This is a genomic window from Terrimonas rubra, assembly GCF_042686025.1.
Lineage (GTDB): Bacteria > Bacteroidota > Bacteroidia > Chitinophagales > Chitinophagaceae > Terrimonas > Terrimonas rubra.
Genome location: NZ_JBHUOZ010000001.1, coordinates 74,255 through 95,033, shown reverse-complemented (window position 1 = coordinate 95,033; position 20,779 = coordinate 74,255). Strand labels below are relative to the sequence as shown.

The 20,779-nt window shown below is 44.1% G+C and carries 18 protein-coding genes; 13 read left to right on the top strand and 5 right to left on the bottom strand.

Annotated features, from left to right (window positions below; translation table 11 throughout):
- The first annotated feature begins 53 nt into the window (after positions 1 to 53).
- The 4 genes from rsmA (at position 54) to ACFS6H_RS00410 (ending at position 2,960) form a co-directional block, all read left to right on the top strand.
- The gene (gene rsmA, locus ACFS6H_RS00425; RefSeq protein ID WP_386093749.1) at positions 54 to 812 is read left to right on the top strand and encodes a 16S rRNA (adenine(1518)-N(6)/adenine(1519)-N(6))-dimethyltransferase RsmA; all 759 of its coding nucleotides are present in this window, start codon (positions 54 to 56) and stop codon (positions 810 to 812) included.
- 1 nt (position 813) lies between these two features.
- Positions 814 to 1,746 carry an NAD(P)-dependent oxidoreductase gene (locus tag ACFS6H_RS00420; RefSeq protein ID WP_386093746.1) on the top strand — a complete coding sequence of 311 codons (933 nt, stop codon included), beginning with the start codon at positions 814 to 816 and terminating at the stop codon, positions 1,744 to 1,746.
- A gap of 174 nt (positions 1,747 to 1,920) precedes the next feature.
- A complete protein-coding gene (greA, locus tag ACFS6H_RS00415) occupies positions 1,921 to 2,394 on the top strand; it encodes a transcription elongation factor GreA (protein ID WP_386093743.1) in 474 nt (157 codons plus the stop codon).
- Between the two features lie 176 nt (positions 2,395 to 2,570).
- Complete coding sequence (locus ACFS6H_RS00410; RefSeq protein WP_386093740.1) at positions 2,571 to 2,960, top strand: HIT family protein; 390 nt, start codon at positions 2,571 to 2,573, stop codon at positions 2,958 to 2,960.
- Positions 2,961 to 3,033: 73 nt separating this feature from the next.
- On the opposite strand, the gene leuS is transcribed toward ACFS6H_RS00410, so the two are convergent.
- Positions 3,034 to 5,790: a leucine--tRNA ligase gene (leuS, locus tag ACFS6H_RS00405; RefSeq protein ID WP_386093737.1), complete on the bottom strand. Its 2,757-nt coding sequence runs from the start codon at positions 5,788 to 5,790 to the stop codon at positions 3,034 to 3,036.
- Positions 5,791 to 6,300: 510 nt separating this feature from the next.
- On the opposite strand from leuS, the gene ACFS6H_RS00400 reads away from it, so the two are divergent.
- The 9 genes from ACFS6H_RS00400 to ACFS6H_RS00360 all read left to right on the top strand — a co-directional run bounded on the left by ACFS6H_RS00400 (position 6,301) and on the right by ACFS6H_RS00360 (position 14,743).
- Positions 6,301 to 7,173, top strand: a complete 873-nt coding sequence (locus tag ACFS6H_RS00400; protein ID WP_386093734.1) for a cell division protein FtsX — start codon at positions 6,301 to 6,303, stop codon at positions 7,171 to 7,173.
- 90 nt (positions 7,174 to 7,263) lie between these two features.
- Positions 7,264 to 7,503: a DUF3098 domain-containing protein gene (locus ACFS6H_RS00395; RefSeq protein ID WP_386093732.1), complete on the top strand. Its 240-nt coding sequence runs from the start codon at positions 7,264 to 7,266 to the stop codon at positions 7,501 to 7,503.
- A 24-nt stretch (positions 7,504 to 7,527) separates the two neighbouring features.
- A complete protein-coding gene (locus ACFS6H_RS00390; RefSeq protein ID WP_386093729.1) occupies positions 7,528 to 8,352 on the top strand; it encodes an undecaprenyl-diphosphate phosphatase in 825 nt (274 codons plus the stop codon).
- Between the two features lie 126 nt (positions 8,353 to 8,478).
- Positions 8,479 to 9,933 (top strand): MFS transporter, encoded by a 1,455-nt coding sequence (locus tag ACFS6H_RS00385; protein ID WP_386093725.1) that lies wholly within the window; start codon positions 8,479 to 8,481, stop codon positions 9,931 to 9,933.
- A gap of 143 nt (positions 9,934 to 10,076) precedes the next feature.
- A complete protein-coding gene (locus tag ACFS6H_RS00380; protein WP_386093723.1) occupies positions 10,077 to 10,937 on the top strand; it encodes an MBL fold metallo-hydrolase in 861 nt (286 codons plus the stop codon).
- Between the two features lie 208 nt (positions 10,938 to 11,145).
- Positions 11,146 to 12,159 carry a lysylphosphatidylglycerol synthase domain-containing protein gene (locus tag ACFS6H_RS00375; protein ID WP_386093720.1) on the top strand — a complete coding sequence of 338 codons (1,014 nt, stop codon included), beginning with the start codon at positions 11,146 to 11,148 and terminating at the stop codon, positions 12,157 to 12,159.
- The gene (locus ACFS6H_RS00370) at positions 12,146 to 12,961 is read left to right on the top strand and encodes a DUF3108 domain-containing protein (protein ID WP_386093717.1); all 816 of its coding nucleotides are present in this window, start codon (positions 12,146 to 12,148) and stop codon (positions 12,959 to 12,961) included. The genes ACFS6H_RS00375 and ACFS6H_RS00370 overlap by 14 nt, the downstream gene beginning before the upstream one ends.
- A 169-nt stretch (positions 12,962 to 13,130) precedes the next feature.
- Positions 13,131 to 13,691: a crossover junction endodeoxyribonuclease RuvC gene (ruvC, locus tag ACFS6H_RS00365; RefSeq protein ID WP_386093714.1), complete on the top strand. Its 561-nt coding sequence runs from the start codon at positions 13,131 to 13,133 to the stop codon at positions 13,689 to 13,691.
- Positions 13,692 to 13,777: 86 nt separating this feature from the next.
- On the top strand, positions 13,778 to 14,743 hold the full coding sequence (locus ACFS6H_RS00360) for a zinc dependent phospholipase C family protein (protein WP_386093712.1): 966 nt from the start codon (positions 13,778 to 13,780) through the stop codon (positions 14,741 to 14,743).
- Between the two features lie 49 nt (positions 14,744 to 14,792).
- Here the strand turns inward: ACFS6H_RS00360 and ACFS6H_RS00355 are convergent, their stop codons facing one another.
- The 4 genes from ACFS6H_RS00355 to ACFS6H_RS00340 form a co-directional block, all read right to left on the bottom strand.
- Positions 14,793 to 16,184: a DUF5723 family protein gene (locus ACFS6H_RS00355; RefSeq protein ID WP_386093709.1), complete on the bottom strand. Its 1,392-nt coding sequence runs from the start codon at positions 16,182 to 16,184 to the stop codon at positions 14,793 to 14,795.
- Positions 16,185 to 16,374: 190 nt separating this feature from the next.
- Positions 16,375 to 16,578: a hypothetical protein gene (locus ACFS6H_RS00350; protein ID WP_386093707.1), complete on the bottom strand. Its 204-nt coding sequence runs from the start codon at positions 16,576 to 16,578 to the stop codon at positions 16,375 to 16,377.
- Between the two features lie 127 nt (positions 16,579 to 16,705).
- Positions 16,706 to 18,688 (bottom strand): DNA topoisomerase (ATP-hydrolyzing) subunit B, encoded by a 1,983-nt coding sequence (gyrB, locus tag ACFS6H_RS00345; protein WP_386093704.1) that lies wholly within the window; start codon positions 18,686 to 18,688, stop codon positions 16,706 to 16,708.
- A gap of 582 nt (positions 18,689 to 19,270) precedes the next feature.
- Positions 19,271 to 20,674 (bottom strand): bifunctional UDP-3-O-[3-hydroxymyristoyl] N-acetylglucosamine deacetylase/3-hydroxyacyl-ACP dehydratase, encoded by a 1,404-nt coding sequence (locus tag ACFS6H_RS00340; protein ID WP_386093701.1) that lies wholly within the window; start codon positions 20,672 to 20,674, stop codon positions 19,271 to 19,273.
- Positions 20,675 to 20,779 lie beyond the last annotated feature (105 nt).

The following is a 20,779-nucleotide window of genomic DNA, read 5'->3' as shown; positions in this document are numbered from 1 at the left end:
ATTGCAAAAAAGGTCGCTCTGTTGGGCGACCTTTTTCGTACTATCTTTGCCCCATGTACACACTCAAAAAGTCTTTGGGCCAGCACTTTTTAAAGGACGAAAATATCTGCCGTAAGATCATTGATGCTTTGCAGCAAAAAAAGTTCACGCAGCTATTGGAAGTAGGTCCGGGTGGTGGCGCTATTACCAAATACTTAATTCAGTTGCCGGGCATCGATTTTAAGGCGGTAGAACTGGACGAAGAAAAAGTAACTTACCTGCAGGCAACTTATCCTGAGCTGAAAGACAGGATCATCAACCAGAGCTTCCTGGATATTGAGGCACCGTTTACCGGCAGCTTTGCCGTGATCGGTAACTTTCCCTACAATATCAGCACACAGATACTCTTTAAAGTTTTGGACTGGCGGCAGCAGGTACCCTGGCTGGTGGGCATGTTCCAGAAGGAAGTGGCACAAAGGGTAGCGGCGAAAGAAGGTTCAAAAGTTTATGGTGTGATCAGTGTATTGATACAGGCTTTTTATAAAGTGGATTATCTGTTCGATGTAAGTGAGAACAGTTTTAACCCGCCGCCTAAAGTTAAGAGTGGTGTTATCAGTCTTACATTGCGTGATGATGTCCCGGCCATGCTGAGCGAAAAACATTTTTTCACACTGGTAAAAGCAGCGTTTAACCAGCGTCGTAAAACATTGCGCAATGCTACGCGTTCCTTATTTAGCGATACCGCTTTGCAGGATGATATTTTTAATAAACGGGCCGAACAGTTAAGTATAGATGATTTTGCCCGCCTTACCTTTAACATGAAAACCAACTAACTTGAAACAAAAGGTGATTATTACGGGCAATGCACACGAATACTTGTCCACGGCTTTAACAAATGAAGGATACGATGTGGCATACCTGCCGCAGATCACATACGATGAACTGTATGCGCAAATAGTTACACTAACGGGCCTCGTGCTCACTACCCGTATTTTAGTAGATAAACATTTACTGGATGCTGCCACTAACCTGAAATGGATCGGCAGGTTGGGCAGCGGCATGGAAAATATTGATGTAGCCTATGCGGCTACCAAAAATATTGTTTGTGTCAACAGCCCCGAAGGTAACCGTACCGCCGTGGCCGAACAGGCACTGGGTATGTTACTACAACTCATCAACAACCTGGCAAGGGCCACTGCTGAAGTAAAACAGGGTATCTGGTTGCGGGACGAGAACCGAGGTATTGAACTTACCGGTAAAACCGTTGGTATTATAGGCTATGGAAATACGGGAGAAGCTTTGGCAAAACTCCTGCAGCCTTTTGATGTTACTATTCTTGCTTACGATAAATACCGTGCAGGCTTTGGTGGCGGTTATATTAAAGAAGCTAATCTTGAACAGATAGCAAGGTATGCACAGGTCATCAGTTTTCATTTACCATTAACGGCTGAAACAAATCATATGGCCAATGCAAAATTCTTTAACGCGTTGGAGCAAAAGCCATATATCATTAATACTTCCCGCGGTAAGGTAATTGATACAGCAGCCCTGTTACAAGCCCTGGAGTATGAACAGATAGCCGGTGCTGCACTGGATGTGCTGGAAAACGAGAATTTAAAAACCTATACCCCTGCAGAAAATAAACAATTACAACAATTGCTGAGTTATCAGCATGTAATGGTAACCCCGCATATAGCAGGCTATACCCATGAAGCACATTATAAAATGAGTGAAATTTTGTATAAGAAGATCAGGGCCATTCAATAACAGGCGTTTAGCCATGAGTTTGTCATTAATTGGCAAGCTTATGTTAAAACCCAAGATTATTTGGTAAACCCGATTACTTTAGTAACTTTGTATAAATACAAACCAATAGTGCAACGCTTCGGTGAACCACCGAGGCGTTGTTATTTTTTTATTTTTTATTAAAGGAGGTTTTTTATGAGTGGCATACAATATGTTACCAAAGAGACGCTAGAGGTAATGAAAGAGGAGTTACATAAGCTCCGTACCGTAGACAGGCCTGCGGCCAGCCGTGCTATTGCTGAAGCCAGGGAAAAAGGGGATTTAAAGGAAAATGCGGAGTACGATGCAGCCAAAGAGGCCCAGGGTTTGCTGGAAGCTAAAATTGCACAACTGGAAGGTGCGCTTGCCAACGTACGTATCATTGACGAAACGTCTATTGATACCAGTAAAGTATCTATTCTTACCAAGGTGACCATGACCAACCTGAAAACCAAAAAACAGGTGACTTACCAGCTGGTAAGCGAAAACGAAGCCGACCTGAAACTGGGTAAAATATCTGTTAGCTCTCCGATAGGTAAAGGTGTATTGGGTAAACAAGTGGGAGAGACCGCCGAGGTAAATGCACCGGCAGGAGTAATCAAATTCAAGATTGAAGATATTACGATATAATAAACCGCAACAAACGATCAGAGGCCGGTTAATACCGGCCTTTTTTTATATGCGTTATATCGTAGCGGCACCGTTATGGCCTGTTCGGTAACGGTGAAATTGTTGTGCACATACAGTAAAGCTATACGGTGCAGCTAAACAATTTGCCCTAACTTTACCCGCATTAAATATTTTGTATGAGCGTATTTACTAAAATCATTACCGGCGAAATCCCGTCCTATAAAATAACGGAGAATGATAAATTCATTGCATTCCTGGATGTATTTCCATTGCGTGCAGGACATGTACTGGTAGTGCCTAAAATTGAAGTGGATAAACTCTTCGATCTGCCGGCAGATTATTTAGCAGAGATACTGCAGTTTGCCCAACCTATTGCCAGGGCTATTGAGAAATCATTCGACTGCAAACGTTGCGGCATCAGTGTAGTGGGTATTGAAGTGCCACACGCACATGTGCACCTTATACCCATTAACAATGCCAACGACCTGAACTTTACACAGGCTAAAATGAGTTTCAGCGAAACAGAAATGAAAGCTTTTCAGGAAAAGATCATTGGCAATTTATAAAGGAACGATCCTTTGCGGTAAAATATAAAAAAGGCGGTTCATTTGAACCGCCTTTACTTTTTATAGTCATGGTTTATATCACCACGTTGATCATCTTACCTTTTACAAATATTATCTTCTTCGGTGCTTTTCCTTCAAGCCATTTTTGCACTACCTCGTTCTCCAGTACCAGGGCCTCTACATCGGCTTGTGCCGCATCTAAAGCAATCACCATGGTGGTACGTAACTTACCGTTAATGGAGATAGGGTACTCTTTTGAACTTTCCGTAACATACTTTTGTTCAAACACCGGGTAGGGTGCATCTAATACCGAACTGGCATTGCCTAACAGGCTCCACAACTCCGCTGCAATATGCGGTGCATATGGTGCTAATAAAACAAGTATGGGTTCCAGTATCTCACGCTTATGACATTTCAGCTCCGATAATTCATTTACCGCGATCATAAAGCCACTCACACCGGTATTAAAACTAAAACGTTCTGTAACGTCCTCTATCTGTTTAATAGCTTTGTGTAATACTTTTAATTCCGCTTCTGTTGCTTTCTCTTCATTCCATTGTTTGCCTTTCAGTTCGTCAAAAAACAAACGCCATAGTTTTTTCAAAAAGCGGTGAACACCCTCAATGCCCTTGGTATCCCAGGGTTTGCTCATCTCTACCGGCCCAAGGAACATCTCGTACATACGGAAAGTATCGGCTCCGTATTTATGTACAAGATCATCCGGGTTAACGGTATTATACAGGCGTTTACTCATCTTCTCAGTAAGTGTACCGCAGATATATTTGTCATCCTCCAGTATAAACTCGGCATTGTTGTATTCTTCTCTCCAGCTTCTGAAAGCATCCAGGTCAAGTTCCACACCGTCCACAAAATTCACATCCACATGTATTTCATCGGTTTCATACTTATCTTTTAAACCCTGCGATACAAACTTATTGGTAGCACGCACCCTGTATACAAAACGGCTGCTGCCCTGTATCATGCCCTGGTTTACCAGCCGTTTAAACGGCTCATCAAAGCCTATATAACCTAAATCATACAAGGCTTTGGTCCACATACGGCTGTATAACAAATGGCCTACCGCATGTTCCGTACCGCCAATATATAAATCAACCTGGCCCCAGTAATCCGATATGCTGCGGTCGCAAAAAGCATTTTCGTTATGCGGGTCCATATAACGTAAAAAATACCAGGACGATCCGGCGTAACCGGGCATGGTATTGGTTTCCAGCTCACGGCTTACCCATTCAGGAATATTGGCCAGCGGGCCTTCTCCTTCCGGTCCGGGTTTATAGGTCTCTACCTGTGGAAGTTCCAACGGTAATTCGCTCTCCGGTAAGGCGCGGGCCACACCATTATTCCAGGTAATAGGGAAGGGCTCACCCCAGTAACGCTGACGGCTGAAAGCCGCGTCACGCATCTTGTAATTTCTTTTACGGGTACCAATACCGTCGGCTTCAATACGCGTAATGGCAGCTTCCATGGCCTCACGCATCACCATGCCGGTTAAGAACCCGGAATTTTCCAGTACGGCATCCTTGGTAGCATTCGCTTCCTCGCCATTAAAATGGCTGCCGATAATATTGGTCACCGGTATATGAAAATGTTGTGCAAATTTAAAATCACGTTCATCACCGCAGGGCACGGCCATAATAGCGCCGGTACCATAACCGGCCAGTACATATTCACTGATCCAAACCGGTATCTGGCGGCCGTCAAAAGGGTTCAGGGCATAAGCGCCGGTAAACACACCGCTGATCTTCTTCTCGGCCATCCGCTCTCTTTCGCTGCGGCTGTTCACATAATCCAGGTATATATCAACCGCAGATTGTTGCTCCACCGTAACGATCTTACGCACAATATCATGCTCGGGCGCTATCACCATAAAGTCCACGCCAAAAATGGTATCGGGACGGGTAGTGTATACTTTCAGCTTTTCGGCACTGTCCTTAACGGCAAACTCAATCTCTGCACCGGACGATTTACCGATCCAGTTGCTCTGCATCTCCTTCATAGCATCGCTGAAATCAACGGTTTGTAAGCCTTCCAGTAAACGGTCGGCATACTCCGTTATACGCAGGTACCACTGGCGTAATTTCTTTTTTACTACCGGGTAACCGCCGCGTTCGCTTACGCCATTAATTACTTCATCATTTGCCAGTACCGTACCCAGTGCTTCGCACCAGTTCACTTCGCCATAACCGCAAAAAGCCAGGCGGTACTGCATTAAAATATCCTGCTGTGTTTTGGTATCAAAACCTTTCCAGTCTTCAGCGGTAAAACTGCCGGGCGTAAAGCCGCTGCCGGGCATTACATGGCTGGCATTACCTTCAGCTTCAAAAGCTTTTACCAGGCTGTCAATACGTTCAGCTTTATTGGTAAGCCGGTTAAAAAAGCTGTTGAACAATTGTAAAAAGATCCACTGTGTCCATTTATAATACTGCGGATCGCTGGTACGTACTTCACGGTCCCAGTCAAAACAAAAACCGATATTGTCCAGCTGCGATCGGAAATTAATAATATTGGCATGGGTTGATACGGCAGGGTGCACACCATGGTCTATGGCATACTGTTCGGCAGGCAGGCCAAAGGCATCATAACCCATCGGGTGTAATACATTAAAGCCTTTCAGTCTTTTATAACGGGCATAAATATCCGAGGCAATATAACCCAGCGGGTGTCCCACATGTAACCCTGCACCACTGGGGTAAGGAAACATGTCCAATACATAATACTTTGGTTTTTCACTTTTGTTCGGCACGCGGTATGCATGTGTATCACGCCAGTCCTGTTGCCATTTCTTCTCAATTTCTCTAAAATTATATTCCATAAAAGCCTCCCGGTATCCCTCCTAAAGGGTTTAACTGCCGGCCATGAAACCGGCCGTATTTTATTCTTATTTTTTTGTTGTCATCGTTCCCGCCCTGGTCAGGCTCCTGTTGCGTCGCACACTTGTACTGCATCAATGCTATTGGCCAAAAATGCAGTACTCCGTATTTTAATCGGAGTGCATCAATGCTATTGGCCAAAAATGCAGTACTCCGTATTTTAATTAGAGTGCACTAATGCTAGAGACCAGATAACGGCTTCCCGCTTTATCAGCAATCTTCATTACCAAATTTTCAAATTACCTAATTATCAAATTGTTCTCATTAGCACATCAGCACATGATCAAATTAGCTAATTAACCTCCATCCTTAAACTTCTTTTAACAGTTTACACGCAGCATTTTACAATAAGCCGCCTGTATGCGGCGTTAAAATGGCAGCAAAAATACTGATTGTAGCGCTTTATCCGCTAAATTTGCGACAACCCATTCATTTTAAAAGATTATTCACTTATGTCAAGCCCTAACAAAGCTTCCATTAAGCGTGGCAAACCTTCTTACTTTATGTCCATATTAGGGGTAACCCTAGTATTATTCGTACTGGGCCTGGTTGGTTGGCTGGTAATTAATGCAAACAAACTTGGTAATTACTTCAAGGAAAGTGTGGAAGTGCGTACCTACCTGCGTGGTGACCTGAACCCCAAGGACAGTGTGGCGTTGATGGAATATATCTCTGCCAAGCCCTATGTAAAAACGATCAAATATGTGAACAAGGAAGAGGGCAAGAAAATATTTATTGCCGACGGTAATACCAGTTGGGATAAAATATTAGACTATAACCCCCTGCCTAACGCTATATTCTTCAAGGTTAAAAACAGTTATTTACAAACCGACTCTCTGGCTACTATTAAAGCCGATTTAAAAGAGCAGACCTATGTAAGCGATGTGGAATATCCCGAGATACTGGTGGGTAAAATGAACTATAATATCCGGGTGATCAGTATCTGGATGATCGTTTTTGCCATTATCCTGGCTGTAGTGGTGATCATCCTGATCGATAATACCATCAAACTGGCCATGTTCAGTAACCGTTTTCTTATCAAAACCATGCAAATGGTGGGTGCAACCCGTAGTTTCATTGCACGCCCTATGAATATCAGGGCTATCATTAACGGTGCTATTGGCGGGGTAATTGCCTCCGTGGCCGTTTATTTGCTGGTGATCCTGGCCGAAAGCCAGATCCCCGATTTCAAAACCATCCGCGATAACGGTATGCTGGCCATGTTATTTGGCATATTGATCCTGCTGGGTATTCTCATCAGCCTGTTCAGTACCAATCGCAGCGTTACTAAATACCTGAAAATGAAGCTGGACGATCTATATTAGTCCTTACCAAATTATAAATCAGGACGGGGCAAAGGATTCACCTCTTTTAGCCCCGTTTTTATTATATTGCAACCCTAAAAACAAACAAATATGTCAGAAGGTAATGCTAAAGAGGCCATGTTTACCAAGGATAACTATATCTGGATGCTGATTGGCATTGTGGTGATCGCCATTGGTATGTTTTTAATGAGCGGTGGCGCCAGTACCGATCCTGCTGTATTTAACAAGGAGGAAGTGTACAGCAAAACCCGTATCACGGTAGCGCCTCTCGTTATCTTGCTGGGCCTGGCTATTGAAGTGTTCGCTATTTTTAAAACAGCAAAAAAATAAGCGAACGCCCTTTCATTCCCCATTATGAGCATTATCGATGCTATTATTATAGCTATAATTGAAGGGTTAACAGAATTCTTACCGGTATCTTCTACCGGCCATATGATCATTGCCAGCTCTTTTTTAGGTATTCATAAGGAAGAATTCACCAAACTGTTCGAGGTGGCCATACAACTGGGAGCCATACTGGCCGTGGTATTGGTGTACTGGCGTAAATTTTTCAAATTCAACGAATGGCAGTTCTATGCCAAACTGATAGTGGGTGTACTGCCCGCATTACTATTAGGTTATTTTTTCTCCGACCAGATTGATGCTTTACTGGAAAGTCCTGTTGTTGTAGCTGTGTCTTTACTCCTGGGCGGTATCATTTTACTATTTGTTGACAGGGCATTCAATCATCCACGCATACACCGTGATGAGCAGATCTCTTATGGTAATGCATTCATGACCGGCTTATGGCAATGCCTGGCCATGATACCCGGAGTAAGCCGCAGTGCTTCTTCCATCATCGGCGGTATGCAGCAAAAAATGACCCGCAATGTAGCGGCCGAATTTTCTTTCTTCCTGGCCGTGCCTACCATGTGTGCCGCATCGGGGTATTCACTGTTCCTTAAAAACTGGGGAACGGATGATGCACCGGTAAAAGGATTTGATATCATCCTGTCATCGCAGGAAAATATCGTGGCTTTTATTACCGGTAATATCGTGGCTTTTGTAGTAGCTATCCTGGCCATCAAATTCTTTATCAGCTTCCTGAAAAAATATGGCTTTAAAGTATTTGGCTGGTACCGTATCATTGCCGGCATTATACTTTTGGCATTGTTTGCGTTCAATATTATTGAACACTGATCCATTCATCATTCAACATTCATAATTCATCATTCCAATTCCCGGCCGATCATTCATTACGCAGAACTAATGACCACTTAGAGGCATTTTCTCATTAATTCCCTATTTTTACCTAAAGCATACACCATGCAGACAGCTTCAAAAAAAGTTGTGAACGGTTGGGCCATGTACGATTGGGCCAACTCTGTTTACAACCTGGTTATCACCACCACTTTTTTCCCTTTATACTTTTTAGCCGTTACCAAGGGTAATACGGACGAACATAAAGTACAGTTCCTGGGCCGGAGTTTTGTTAACTCATCCCTGTACGATTATACCCTGGCAGCTTCCTACTTATTTATAGCCTTATTATATCCCATACTTACCTCTATTGCCGATACCCGGGGCAGTAAGAAAAACTTCATGCAATTCTTTTGTTACATGGGCGCATTGGGTTGTTCCATGTTATTCTTTTTTAAATCGGATACACTGGGGCTGGGCATTATTGCTTTTATGATGGCGGCCATGGGTTATGTGGGCAGCCTGGTATTTTACAATGCTTACTTACCGGAAATAGCCGCACCGAAAGACAGGGACCGGATCAGCGCCCGTGGTTTTTCCTTTGGTTATGTGGGTAGCGTACTGATGCAGCTCATTGGTTTTGGGCTGGTGCTTACTTTAAGTGATGCAGGCCTTGCCAGCCGGATCACTTTCTTACTGGTAGGCTTCTGGTGGGTGGGTTTTGCACAGATCACTTTTGCCCGTTTACCACAAACAACCATTAAGCCGGCAAAAAAAGGGAATGTATTAAAAGATGGTTTCATCGAAATAAAAAAAGTATACCACCAGGTAGTTAAACTGCCCGTGTTAAAACGTTTCCTGCGTGGCTTTTTCTTTTACAGCATGGGCGTGCAAACGGTTATGCTGGCGGCTACCATCTTTGGTAGTAAAGTGTTAAACCTGCCTTCCACTAAATTAATATTAACTGTTGTATTAATTCAGCTGGTAGCGGTACTGGGTGCCTGGGGCATGTCAAAACTTTCAGCCGTATATGGTAACTTAAAAGTATTAATGGGCGTAGTAGCTTTCTGGGTTATTATTTGCCTTGCGGCTTTTTATACCGCTAATATGGCGGCTCCTTTAAATCCATACCACGATAAAGTGCACGAGATGGAAAAAGAGCGGGATGTGCTGGATAAAACATCGGCCGCATTCACCGCTAAACAACAGGAAATTGATGCCTACTCGGCCAGCTTTCAGCATATGCAGGCGCCGGTGGAATATTGTTTCTATGCGCTGGCTATTGGCGTAGGCCTGGTGATGGGGGGTATTCAATCCCTGAGCCGCTCCACCTATGCCAAGCTAATGCCCGAAACAAAAGATACGGCCTCTTTCTTCAGTTACTATGATGTAACGGAAAAAATAGCCATCGTGATCGGTATATTCAGTTTTGGTTATATAGATGAGCTGACGGGCAATATGAAATACTCGGTACTGTCTTTGATCGTATTCTTTGCTATTGGTTTTTTCTGGCTCTACCTGGCCTGGATCAAACAGAAAAAAGAATCATTGTTGGGGCAATTGAACCCGGTGCAGGAATGAAAATAAAATGTTTAACCCGGCATAGCCGGAAAATATTCGTCATATGAAATGACCATAAAAATTTTCGAGCAAATTCATACCCAAAGCGATGAAAATTTTTATGCAAAATTCCATGTGCCCAAAAGGCAATAAAAAATATACACATGAAACTTACGGTTATTAATGCAGGTTACTTTAAACTGGATGGTGGTGCTATGTTTGGTGTAGTACCCAAAAGTATCTGGAGCAAATTAAACCCGCCCGATGAAAATAATATGTGCAGCTGGGCCTTACGTTGTTTATTGATAGAAGAGGGCGACCGGAAAATATTAATTGATACAGGCATGGGGAATAAACAGGATGCAAAATTCTTCGGCCATTACTATATGCACGGCGATGACAGCCTGGAGAAATCTTTGCAACAGGCCGGCCTTACAACTGATGATATTACCGATGTTTTTTTAACCCACCTGCATTTTGATCATTGCGGCGGCGCCATTAAAAAAGAAGGCGACAACCTGGTGCCCGCTTTTAAAAATGCCGTTTACTGGAGTAATGAACTGCACTGGCAGTGGGCAGTAGAACCCAATGCAAGGGAGAAAGCTTCTTTCCTGCGGGAAAATATTATACCCATCCAGGCTTCAGAAAAATTAAAATTCGTAGCTACCCCCACAGACCTGACAACCGGCTTAGGCGAAGTGATCTTTTCTGAAAACATCAGTATCCGTTTCGCCAACGGCCACACCAGTGCCATGATGTTGCCGCAAATTACATACAAGGGCAAAACCCTGGTGTACATGGCCGATCTGTTACCCTCAACAGGACATATTCCCCTGCCTTATGTAATGGCCTACGATATGTACCCGCTGACCACCCTGGATGAAAAAAAATCTTTTCTGCAGGAAGCGGCGGACAACAATTATATCCTTTTCCTGGAGCATGATCCGGTGAATGAATGTTGTACCGTTCACCAGACGGACAAGGGTATCAGGCTGAAAGAAACTTTTAAACTCGCCGATATATAAGGCTGGGGTTCATGTCTCACGAACCTCTCAGATACGCTCATTACCTTTACCATGGTTCGTGTCTCACGAACCTTTTAGATGCTCTCATTACCTATCTCAATAACGTATGATCGTCGCAAACCATAAAGAGATTTTACGCAAAGGCAAAAGCTAATGTACAAACGGTTTTCAATTATGGTCAATAACCAGTTTCTTTGTACTCATAACCATGCAAATAACCGGGCAATACAAACGATACATCAATCTATTCATCAGGTACTTTTTAGGTCCCCTGTTATTCTGCTGGCTTATCTGGTTTATTTACACACAAATTTCCCGTCAGCCTGATATTGAACTGGCCTGGCAACAGATACTGGACTCCTTTAACAGTAAAAAAATATGGCTGGTCATTGGTGCGGTGGCGCTGATGCTCCTTAACTGGGGTATAGAAGCGGTTAAATGGCGTATATCGGTAAAGCCGGTGCAGGAAGTGAGTTTTCAAACGGCTTTCAAAGCTATTTTATCCGGGGTTTCCGTATCTATCAGTACGCCTTACAGGGTGGGCGAATACCTGGGCCGTATCCTGTATATGAACGAGGGCAATAAGCTCAAAGCTGTATCCCTGACAGTGGTGGGCAGTATCAGCCAGGTAATGGTCACCCTGCTAATGGGCCTGGTGGGTTTATTATTCATGGCCGATGTGCTGGCACAGCAGCATATTCTGTCACCACTGTGGATCAAAATGATTGCCAGCGGGGTATGTATGGTACTGGTAATTTTAACTTTATTTTATTTCAGGCTGTCGTGGCTGGTGAAGCGGATAGACCAGATACCCGCCATTAAAAAATTTACCTGGCTTATCAATGCCCTGGAAAACTTTAATGCAACTATACTGTTTAGCTTACTGTCATTATCTGTAATACGGTTTTTAGTATTTATATTACAGTACTATTTACTGTTCCGGTTCTTCGGGGTAACCATCGGGTTTCACGAGGCCTGGATAAGTGTAAGTCTCATGTTCCTGGTAATGGCCGTGGTACCTACTATTGCCTTGTTTACCGACCTGGGCCTAAAAGGGGAGATCAGCCTTAAACTGATAGGAATTTTCAGCGCCAATGGCCTGGGAATAACCCTCACAACCATAAGTATTTGGTTAATTAACCTGGTTATCCCGGCATTGGCAGGCAGTTTGCTGATATTAAGTGTAAAAAAAGTGTTTAATAATAGAAATGAAAAAAACTAAATTTTTTGCTGCTCCGTTTTTATTACTCATGGTACTGGGCATTGCTTCGGACGAGGGTAAAACCTATACCAACGATGCCTGTACAATTAAAAATGTAGCATTCAAGGCCGGTGAAAAAGTTTCGTTTACCGTTTACTACAATGTAGCCGGGGTATATGTAAACGCAGGCATTGCCACTTTTACCAATACGCTGGAAACCTTAAATGGTAAACCGGTGTACCATATTGTGGGTGAGGGTAAAACCAATGACTCCTACGACTGGATATTTAAAGTGCGTGATAAATACGAAACCTATATTGATACCACCACCATGCAGGCCATGAAATTTGTGCGCAATGTGCATGAGGGTAATCATAAAAAATACCAGCTGGTAACTTTTAATAAAACAGCCAATACGGCTATCACCAATGATGGGGTGTTTAAAGTACCGGCCTGTGTGCAGGATGTGGTAAGTTCGGTTTTCTATGCCCGGAATATTGATTTCTCCATTCTGCGTCCCAACGATAAAATTGCCTTCTCCATGTTCCTGGATAACGAAGTGTACAATATGTATATCCGTTATTTAGGCAAGGAAACAGTGACCACCCGTTACGGTAAATTCAAAGCCATTAAATTCAAGCCTATGCTTATTAAAGGCACCATCTTTGAAGGCGGCGAGAACATGACCGTATGGGTAACTGACGATGCCAACCACGTACCAGTGCGTATTGAAAGCCCTATTGTGGTGGGTAAGGTAAAAATAGATATGATGAGTTTTGAAAACCTGCGACATCCCTTAACCTCCCTGATTAAAAAGAAATAATTTGATAACGGTGAGATTTTTTCTCACCGTTTTTGTTCTGTAAAGAGAAGGTACGTTTCGGCAACCGCATTGTTATTATCATCGCTTGTTTTTCATTAGCACACCGGCATATTATCCCATCAGCATATTCTCAATTTATCTGACTACTTTTGACCCTTAATTATAGTCATTGCGTACACCTGCAACCATCATATTAGGCGTTGACCCCGGCACACTGTTAATGGGTTATAGTATCATTGAAATCAAAGGCGGCAAAATAAAGCCCCTGGAAATGCATGCACTGAAACTGAGTGCTAAAAAAGATAATTACGAACGCCTGCACCTGATCCATAATAAAATTGAAGAACTGATCAATAATTTCAAGCCTACAGAATTTGCGATCGAAGCCCCCTTCTTTGGGAAGAACGTACAGAGTATGTTGAAACTGGGCCGTGCCCAGGGAGTGGCCATTGCAGCAGCCATGCGTGCAGGACTGGCCGTAACCGAATACTCACCCCGTAAAGTAAAACAGGCCATCACCGGCAATGGTAATGCCGATAAGGAACAGGTATGGAAAATGCTGCAACAACTGTTAGCCATTAAAGAACAGCCGCAATACTTCGATGCTACGGATGCTCTGGCCGTAGCCATGTGTCATCACTACCAGTTAAACTCAGTAGTCGGGCAGCTAAAAAAAGGCTTCGGTGGCTGGGAGGATTTTATCAAAAAAAATCCCGGGCGTATTAAATAAGTTTATCATTTATTGAGGATAACAGGAGTATAGCACAATCACCGGTATTTTGTAAATTACGGTAATAACCTAAACACCTCCTGCTTATGAAAAAGATCATCCTCTTATGGGGCTTATGTTGTTATTACAACCAGGTCCATAGCTGGGGCTTTTTTGGCCACCGGCTCATTAACGAATATGCCGTTTTCCTGCTGCCGGCCGATATGCTGGTATTATTTAAGCCCCAGATCTCATTTTTAAAGGAACATGCGGTGGACCCGGACAAACGCCGCTATGCTATTACTGCCGAAGCGCCCCGGCACTATATCGATATTGATCATTATGGTGTATACCCTTACGACTCACTGCCACGTGGCTGGCAACAGGCCGTTCAAAAATACGGGGAGGATAGCCTGCAGCAATACGGCATTGTACCCTGGTGGGTACAAACCATGCTGGGCAGGCTTACACAGGCTTTTAAAGATAAAAATCAAGCCAGGGTATTGAAATATGCCGCCGAGTTAGGCCACTATATTGCCGATGCACATGTGCCCCTGCATGCCACCAAAAATCATAACGGCCAGTATACCGGTCAGAAAGGTATTCATGGTTTCTGGGAAAGCTGCGTGCCTGAACTGTTTGCCGAAAAAAACTGGGATTTTTTTATCGGTAAAGCCGATTATATTCATAACCCCGGTCAGTTTATCTGGGCCAGGGTGTTGGAAAGCGCCGCAGCGGTAGATACGGTACTGCGTTTTGAAAAAGAGCTTTCCCTTGAATTTCCCGCTGATCAGAAATATGCATTTGAGGAAAGAAATGGTGTGGTTATCAAACAATATTCCACGGCCTATACAACTGCTTACGATGCCTGTATGAAAGGTATGGTGGAACGGCGCATGCGGCAAAGTATTTATGCTGTGGCCAGCTTCTGGTACACGGCCTGGGTAAATGCAGGACAGCCCGATTTAAAAGCACTTACCAATAAAACCTTTACAGCGGATGACCTGGCAGCTTTTGAAGCATTGAACAATGCCTGGCTTAACAGATCGGTTACGCCCAGGGAACATGAATAAAAAAAGCGGCTACTCAAAAGAGCAGCCGCTTTATCAATAAAAAGATCAGTTATCTTAAGCCGCCAAAACGGACACCTAAAAATACATCGGCTTGTTTGGATGAATTAAACAATGCTGTCAACACGCTGCCCGATCCCAGGTAAACCGGCCCTAAACGAAAAGCCACACCGGCATTAAAACTGGTCAGTGCGCTGTAATTAAGGGGTAAAAATACACCCAGTTTCCTTGTTTCATAACGGGGTGTTACGGAAAAGGAGTTATAATAATTTGTATTAAAAAACTTCTTATCGGTAGCTACCAGGTTAATATGTGCTGCTGCATTTACATACAGGTTTTCAAGAATAAGGTAGTCCACGTCCAGGTTCAGCATAGTGGGCAGGCTTACTTTATAATTACTGCCGGTGCTGGACAGGGGTGTAAAAAACTGTGGTTTACTGTCTAAATAATCCTTGATATCATCAATAGGCTGTTCGCCCAGTTCATTCAGGTTCAGGGCTTCCACGCCGCTGATATCAATGGTATAACCGCCTGAATTGGCCATGTCTTTTTTATACTTAATACTGCCGATATCCTGTACAGATACGCCAACGCGTAGTTTATATTTATTGCCGGCAGTTTCAGTACCCGCTTCATAACCCGGTCTCCACTCGTATACCAGGCCCAGGTCGGCGCCAAAGCCACTGCTTTTAAATGAGGTTAATGCTGCCACGTCAAAATCGTCAAGGGAAATGCCGCCTGTACCTATCTCCAGGCCTCCGCTGGCATTGGATAAATACACTTCATCCGTTACCGGGTTCTGGGTGAGGGTGCCTTGTAAACGGTTCACGTTTACATAAGCATTGGCTACACCTGCCAGGTACTTGGCCGTTACACCGGCTTTAATAAAATGATCGCCCTTATCCAGCAATACACGCCCATAGGTTAATCCTATTTCCGACCAGGCATTGGCCGTAACCCGCATATTTTTATCAGAGTTAATGGTATACGGAAACGTGATACCATCGCCGGAATTGCCGTCAATAATTTGTTTGCCTAAGGTGCCGTCCAGGTCGGTGGCATTCAGTAACATACGTCCGCGGGTGGTTAAGGCCAGGCCGCTTTTTTTATCCAGCCCTATCAATACTGACAGTGCTTTTATATCAACCCCAAGTAAGGCGTTGGTCGATCTGCCCCTGGTGCCGATGAACTGGTTCATCAGCGAATCATCTTTTACCAGCTCACCGATATTCTTTAAGCCGAAAGATGCATTATTATTACCCACACCTACGCCAATACCAAACAGGTTAACATCCCATTTATAATTATTCTGGGCTGCATTGGCAGGGTTGCTGAAAATACCGGTTACACCGTTATAATTACTGGTTCTGAAACCCGGCAGGTCCTGTGCCGATACGCTGAGGCCGCTGCAAGCCAGTGCAGCAATGAAGAGGTGACGCTTCATGTAATGTTGATGTTTAATGATTAAAATTTTTCGGCGCAAATATATATCGGGGAAACCCGGAAAACGACTAAAGTGGAAGTTAATATCCGGAAGAGGGCAATAAAATAATTCCCGGGAGTAGTTATAAGCCGTACTATTACTAAAAAAGCAGCCCTGGGGCTGCTTTCATAAAAAATATGTAGTAAAAAAATTACCAACCTTGTTTGGCAATACCGGCTTTAATGGCGGCAAGTGCTTTTTCTTCACCCAATAACGTGGTAAGCTTATTACCTTTTCCGTCATGACCCTGCGCCATATATGCACCCCTGGCAGTTTTAGTGATCACTGCCTCCTGGATAGGTACTCCTTTCTCTTTGGTTTTTACGTTATACGCTGTTAATGTTACTTCTGCCATGACTCAAATTTTTAAATTATTTAATTGAAGTTACAAAAATTCAGGGTTTTGGCCACCCAAAAGTTTTGTACATATTAGTGAACGAATAAAACCTTGCTTAAAGTGTTTAAAAACAAAGTTTTATATATTAAATGTCAAGTTTAGCGTACTTGGCGTGACTTTCAATAAACTCCCTGCGGGGGCCTACTTCGTCGCCCATCAGCATGCTGAATATCCTGTCGGCCTCGGCAGCGCTTTCAATGGTCACTTGTTTCAGGGTTCTTTTTTCAGGGTCCATGGTCGTATCCCAAAGCTGTTCGGCGTTCATCTCACCTAAACCTTTATAACGCTGTATGGTTACTGAATCTTCTTTACCGCCACCCAGTTTTTCAATCAAAGCTTTACGCTGCTCTTCGTTATAGGCATAAGCCTGTTCCTTTCCTTTTTTAACCAGGTACAAAGGCGGCTGGGCCAGGTATACATAACCCTGTTCTACCAGGGCCTTCATGTAACGGAAAATAAAGGTGAGTATCAAGGTGGCAATGTGGCTACCGTCCACGTCGGCATCGGTCATAATGATCAGCTTATGATAACGCAGTTTGGCCAGGTTCAGCTCTTTGGGGTCTTCGGGTGTTCCTACCGTTACACCTAGGGCGGTATACATATTCCTGATCTCCTCGTTCTCATATATCTTATGCTCCATGGCTTTCTCCACGTTCAATATCTTACCACGCAAGGGTAAAATAGCCTGGAAACTACGGTCGCGGCCCTGCTTGGCAGTACCACCGGCCGAGTCACCTTCCACCAGGTATAACTCGCATCTTTCAGGGTCACGGTCCGAGCAGTCAGCCAGCTTACCGGGTAAGCCGCCGCCCGTCAGTACCGATTTACGTTGTACCAGCTCCCTGGCCTTACGTGCCGCTGCACGGGCCTGGGCCGCTAATATTACTTTGGCAACAATATTCTTTGCTTCCTTGGGGTTCTCTTCCAAAAAGGCGTCCAGTACCTTACTCACCGTACTGTCTACCACACCCATTACCTCGCTGTTACCCAGCTTGGTCTTGGTCTGTCCTTCAAACTGTGGCTCCGGTACTTTTACCGAAATAATGGCGCTCAATCCTTCACGGAAGTCATCGCCCTCAATCTCTACTTTGGCTTTTTCAAACAAGCCGTTCTTATCGCCGTAGCTTTTAAACACACGGGTTAAAGCTCTTCTGAAGCCCGATACGTGTGTACCACCTTCAATGGTGTTGATATTGTTTACGTACGAGTAAATATGTTCGTTATAGCTGTCGTTATAGGTCAGGGCTACTTCTACGGCCACATTGGTGTTCTCATCACGGCCTTCCACCGAAATAATATTGGGGATCAGCGCCTGCCTGCCTGCATTTTTATCCAGCAGTTCCACAAACTCGGTAATACCGCCTTCGCTGTAAAAAGTAACGCTGTAATCGGTGCCGTCTTCGTTCTTCTCACGTACGTCATTCAGTATAATACGTACACCACGGTTCAAAAAGGCCAACTCACGTAAACGGCCTTCCAGGATCTCTTTGTTATAGGTGGTAGAGGTAAAAATGCTGCCATCGGGCCAGAAATGTACCCGGGTACCGGTTTTCTCGCTGGTGCCAATTTCACGTACATCATACTGGGGAATACCAATCTTATATTCCTGTTCAAATATCTTTCCTTCACGTTGTACGGTTACATGCAGCAGGGTACTCAGTGCGTTTACGCAACTCACACCCACACCGTGCAAACCGCCCGATACCTTGTAAGTGTCTTTATCAAACTTACCACCGGCATGTAATACGGTCATTACAATTTCCAGTGCCGATTTTTTTTCTTTGCTGTTAATACCGGTAGGAATACCACGGCCATCATCCTGAACCGAGATGGAATTATCCTCGTGAATGGTTACTTCAATATTTTTACAATAACCGGCCAGGGCTTCGTCAATCGAGTTGTCAACCACCTCATATACCAGGTGGTGTAAACCTTTAACGCCAATATCGCCAATATACATGGCCGGACGTTTCCTTACAGCCTCCAATCCTTCCAATACCTGAATACTATCTGCGCCATAACCGCCGCTTGGCGCCGGGATGTTTTTTTCAGTCGTTTCTGTGCTCATAAATGAAGTGATCCTTCGTTTTAAATCCGGAAAAAATAAATACTTACAAATTTACGAAAATACCCGCGGTTACAGGGTTTTCTCCAAACCTTTTTTACCCACGTTATCCAGCTTTTTAAGGGGATAAAATGCCGTTTTTGTACTTGTTTTAGGGGCTCCCGGCAGCAGGAACAACAATCAGCAGCAGTCCCCGCTTTTCGTTACAAGTCCTCGCCCTCCTGCGTCAGGCTCCGGGCTTTTCACTGCAATCGGGCAGCCTTTGAACTTCACCACTAAAATAGCCCGGAGAAATTTAGTATTGCCCATTTTTATTTTGTGACCTCTGTATAATCCCTCATTATGTCTTTGTGGTAAGCCCTGGTTTGTGTCTCACGAACCAGGGCTTTATCTACACAGCGTTAAAGGAATCAGAACTCGAAAAGGGGGATAGGTATCGTATTACTCCGCGTACCTCTGTGAAACAGCTCTGTGTACCGCTGTGGCTTAAAATGGTTCGTGAGACACGAACCCTGGCTTGAGCTGAAATAAGGGCATCAAAAAACCGCCGAAGCGGTTTAATATCTGTTCTGAAATTAGCTGTTATTATCTTTTTACAATCTGCGCTACCAGGTCGGCTTCGGTAGCCACCTTGCCGCCTACATATACCGTACCTTTCATTTCACAAATACCGCGGCGTATAGGCGCCATCAGTTCCATTTTTAACAACATGGTATCACCGGGTTTTACCATCTGTTTAAACTTACAGTTGTCAATTTTCAGGAAATAAGTGTCGTACTGTCCGTCGCCGCTTAAATTAATGGCTAAAATACCGCCGCATTGCGCCAGCGCTTCAATCTGTAATACGCCGGGCATTACCGGGTTATCAGGAAAATGGCCCGGGAAAAACCATTCATTAAAAGTTACATTCTTTACGCCTATGATCTTGGTATCCGTTAATTCAATTACCTTATCCACCAGCGCAAAAGGGTAGCGGTGCGGTAAGGTTTTGGCAATATACTGGTGATCGTAAATAGGCGGCTGGTTAGGGTCGTACACCGGTACGTCCTTGGTATGCCTGTTCTTCTTAATATGCTGTTTTATCTTTTTGGCAAAAGCAACATTACTGCTGTGGCCGGGCCTGTTGGCAATAATGCGTCCTTTAACCGGGTAGCCTATCAGGGCCAGGTCGCCAACAATATCTAACAGTTTATGACGGGCGGGCTCGTTGGGGAAACGTAATTCCAGGTTATTCAGGTAGCCTTCGCTTTTTACTTCGATATTATCTTTCTTAAAGGTCTGGCGCAGGCGCTCCATCTCTTCTTCACCTACTGCCTTATCTACAATAACAATGGCATTATTTACATCACCGCCTTTTATCAGGTTATGCTGTAATAACATCTCCAGCTCATGTAAAAACACAAAAGTGCGGCTGTGCGATATCTCGTCCTTAAAATCCTTCATGGTCTTCAGTTGCGCATGCTGTGTACCCAGTACCGGCGAGTTAAAATCAATCAGGGTAGTTATCTGGTATTCCACGGCGGGCATAATTACCATCTCTACTCTTTTATTCTCGTCGGTATGAAAAATATTCTCATCAATAGTATACCATATTTTAGCGGCATCCTGTTCCAGTACACCGGCTTCTTCAATCAGTTCCACAAAAGGCCAGGAGCTGCCGTCCATAATAGGCATTTCCGGTCCGTTCACCTCAATTAAACAGTTATCCACACCCATGCCTACCAGTGCGGCCAGTACATGTTCCACAGTGCTTACTTTGGCGCCGTTGGCTTCCAGGGTGGTGCCACGGCTGGTATCAGTTACCAGGTCGCAATCAGCTTTTATAATGGGCTGATTAGGAAGGTCTATACGCTGGAACTGGAACCCAAAACCGGGACTGGCGGGGTTCAGGGTAAGGTCCACCAGGATGCCGGTATGTAAACCGGTACCTGAAATACTTACTGCTGACTTTAAAGTATGCTGCTTATCTGGATTAAATCGTACACTCATGTTTATATTATTAGCCGGGCAAAGATAAGGTTTAGCGTTAAAGTAGGCGAAGGTTAGTACCGGCTAATACGCAATGGTTTAATTATTTAAGGGTAAATTGCTGAA

What these genes read in the sequence shown, in the direction of transcription:
- gyrB (WP_386093704.1), bottom strand. Translation starts at nt 18,688, where the DNA reads ATGAGCACAGAAACGACTGAAAAAAACATCCCGGCGCCAAGCGGCGGT.
- ACFS6H_RS00375 (WP_386093720.1), top strand. Translation starts at nt 11,146, where the DNA reads ATGCAAATAACCGGGCAATACAAACGATACATCAATCTATTCATCAGG.
- rsmA (WP_386093749.1), top strand. Translation starts at nt 54, where the DNA reads ATGTACACACTCAAAAAGTCTTTGGGCCAGCACTTTTTAAAGGACGAA.
- ACFS6H_RS00400 (WP_386093734.1), top strand. Translation starts at nt 6,301, where the DNA reads ATGTCAAGCCCTAACAAAGCTTCCATTAAGCGTGGCAAACCTTCTTAC.
- ACFS6H_RS00380 (WP_386093723.1), top strand. Translation starts at nt 10,077, where the DNA reads ATGAAACTTACGGTTATTAATGCAGGTTACTTTAAACTGGATGGTGGT.
- ACFS6H_RS00340 (WP_386093701.1), bottom strand. Translation starts at nt 20,674, where the DNA reads ATGAGTGTACGATTTAATCCAGATAAGCAGCATACTTTAAAGTCAGCA.
- ACFS6H_RS00410 (WP_386093740.1), top strand. Translation starts at nt 2,571, where the DNA reads ATGAGCGTATTTACTAAAATCATTACCGGCGAAATCCCGTCCTATAAA.
- ACFS6H_RS00390 (WP_386093729.1), top strand. Translation starts at nt 7,528, where the DNA reads ATGAGCATTATCGATGCTATTATTATAGCTATAATTGAAGGGTTAACA.
- ACFS6H_RS00360 (WP_386093712.1), top strand. Translation starts at nt 13,778, where the DNA reads ATGAAAAAGATCATCCTCTTATGGGGCTTATGTTGTTATTACAACCAG.
- ACFS6H_RS00385 (WP_386093725.1), top strand. Translation starts at nt 8,479, where the DNA reads ATGCAGACAGCTTCAAAAAAAGTTGTGAACGGTTGGGCCATGTACGAT.
- ACFS6H_RS00350 (WP_386093707.1), bottom strand. Translation starts at nt 16,578, where the DNA reads ATGGCAGAAGTAACATTAACAGCGTATAACGTAAAAACCAAAGAGAAA.
- leuS (WP_386093737.1), bottom strand. Translation starts at nt 5,790, where the DNA reads ATGGAATATAATTTTAGAGAAATTGAGAAGAAATGGCAACAGGACTGG.
- ACFS6H_RS00355 (WP_386093709.1), bottom strand. Translation starts at nt 16,184, where the DNA reads ATGAAGCGTCACCTCTTCATTGCTGCACTGGCTTGCAGCGGCCTCAGC.
- greA (WP_386093743.1), top strand. Translation starts at nt 1,921, where the DNA reads ATGAGTGGCATACAATATGTTACCAAAGAGACGCTAGAGGTAATGAAA.
- ACFS6H_RS00370 (WP_386093717.1), top strand. Translation starts at nt 12,146, where the DNA reads ATGAAAAAAACTAAATTTTTTGCTGCTCCGTTTTTATTACTCATGGTA.
- ACFS6H_RS00395 (WP_386093732.1), top strand. Translation starts at nt 7,264, where the DNA reads ATGTCAGAAGGTAATGCTAAAGAGGCCATGTTTACCAAGGATAACTAT.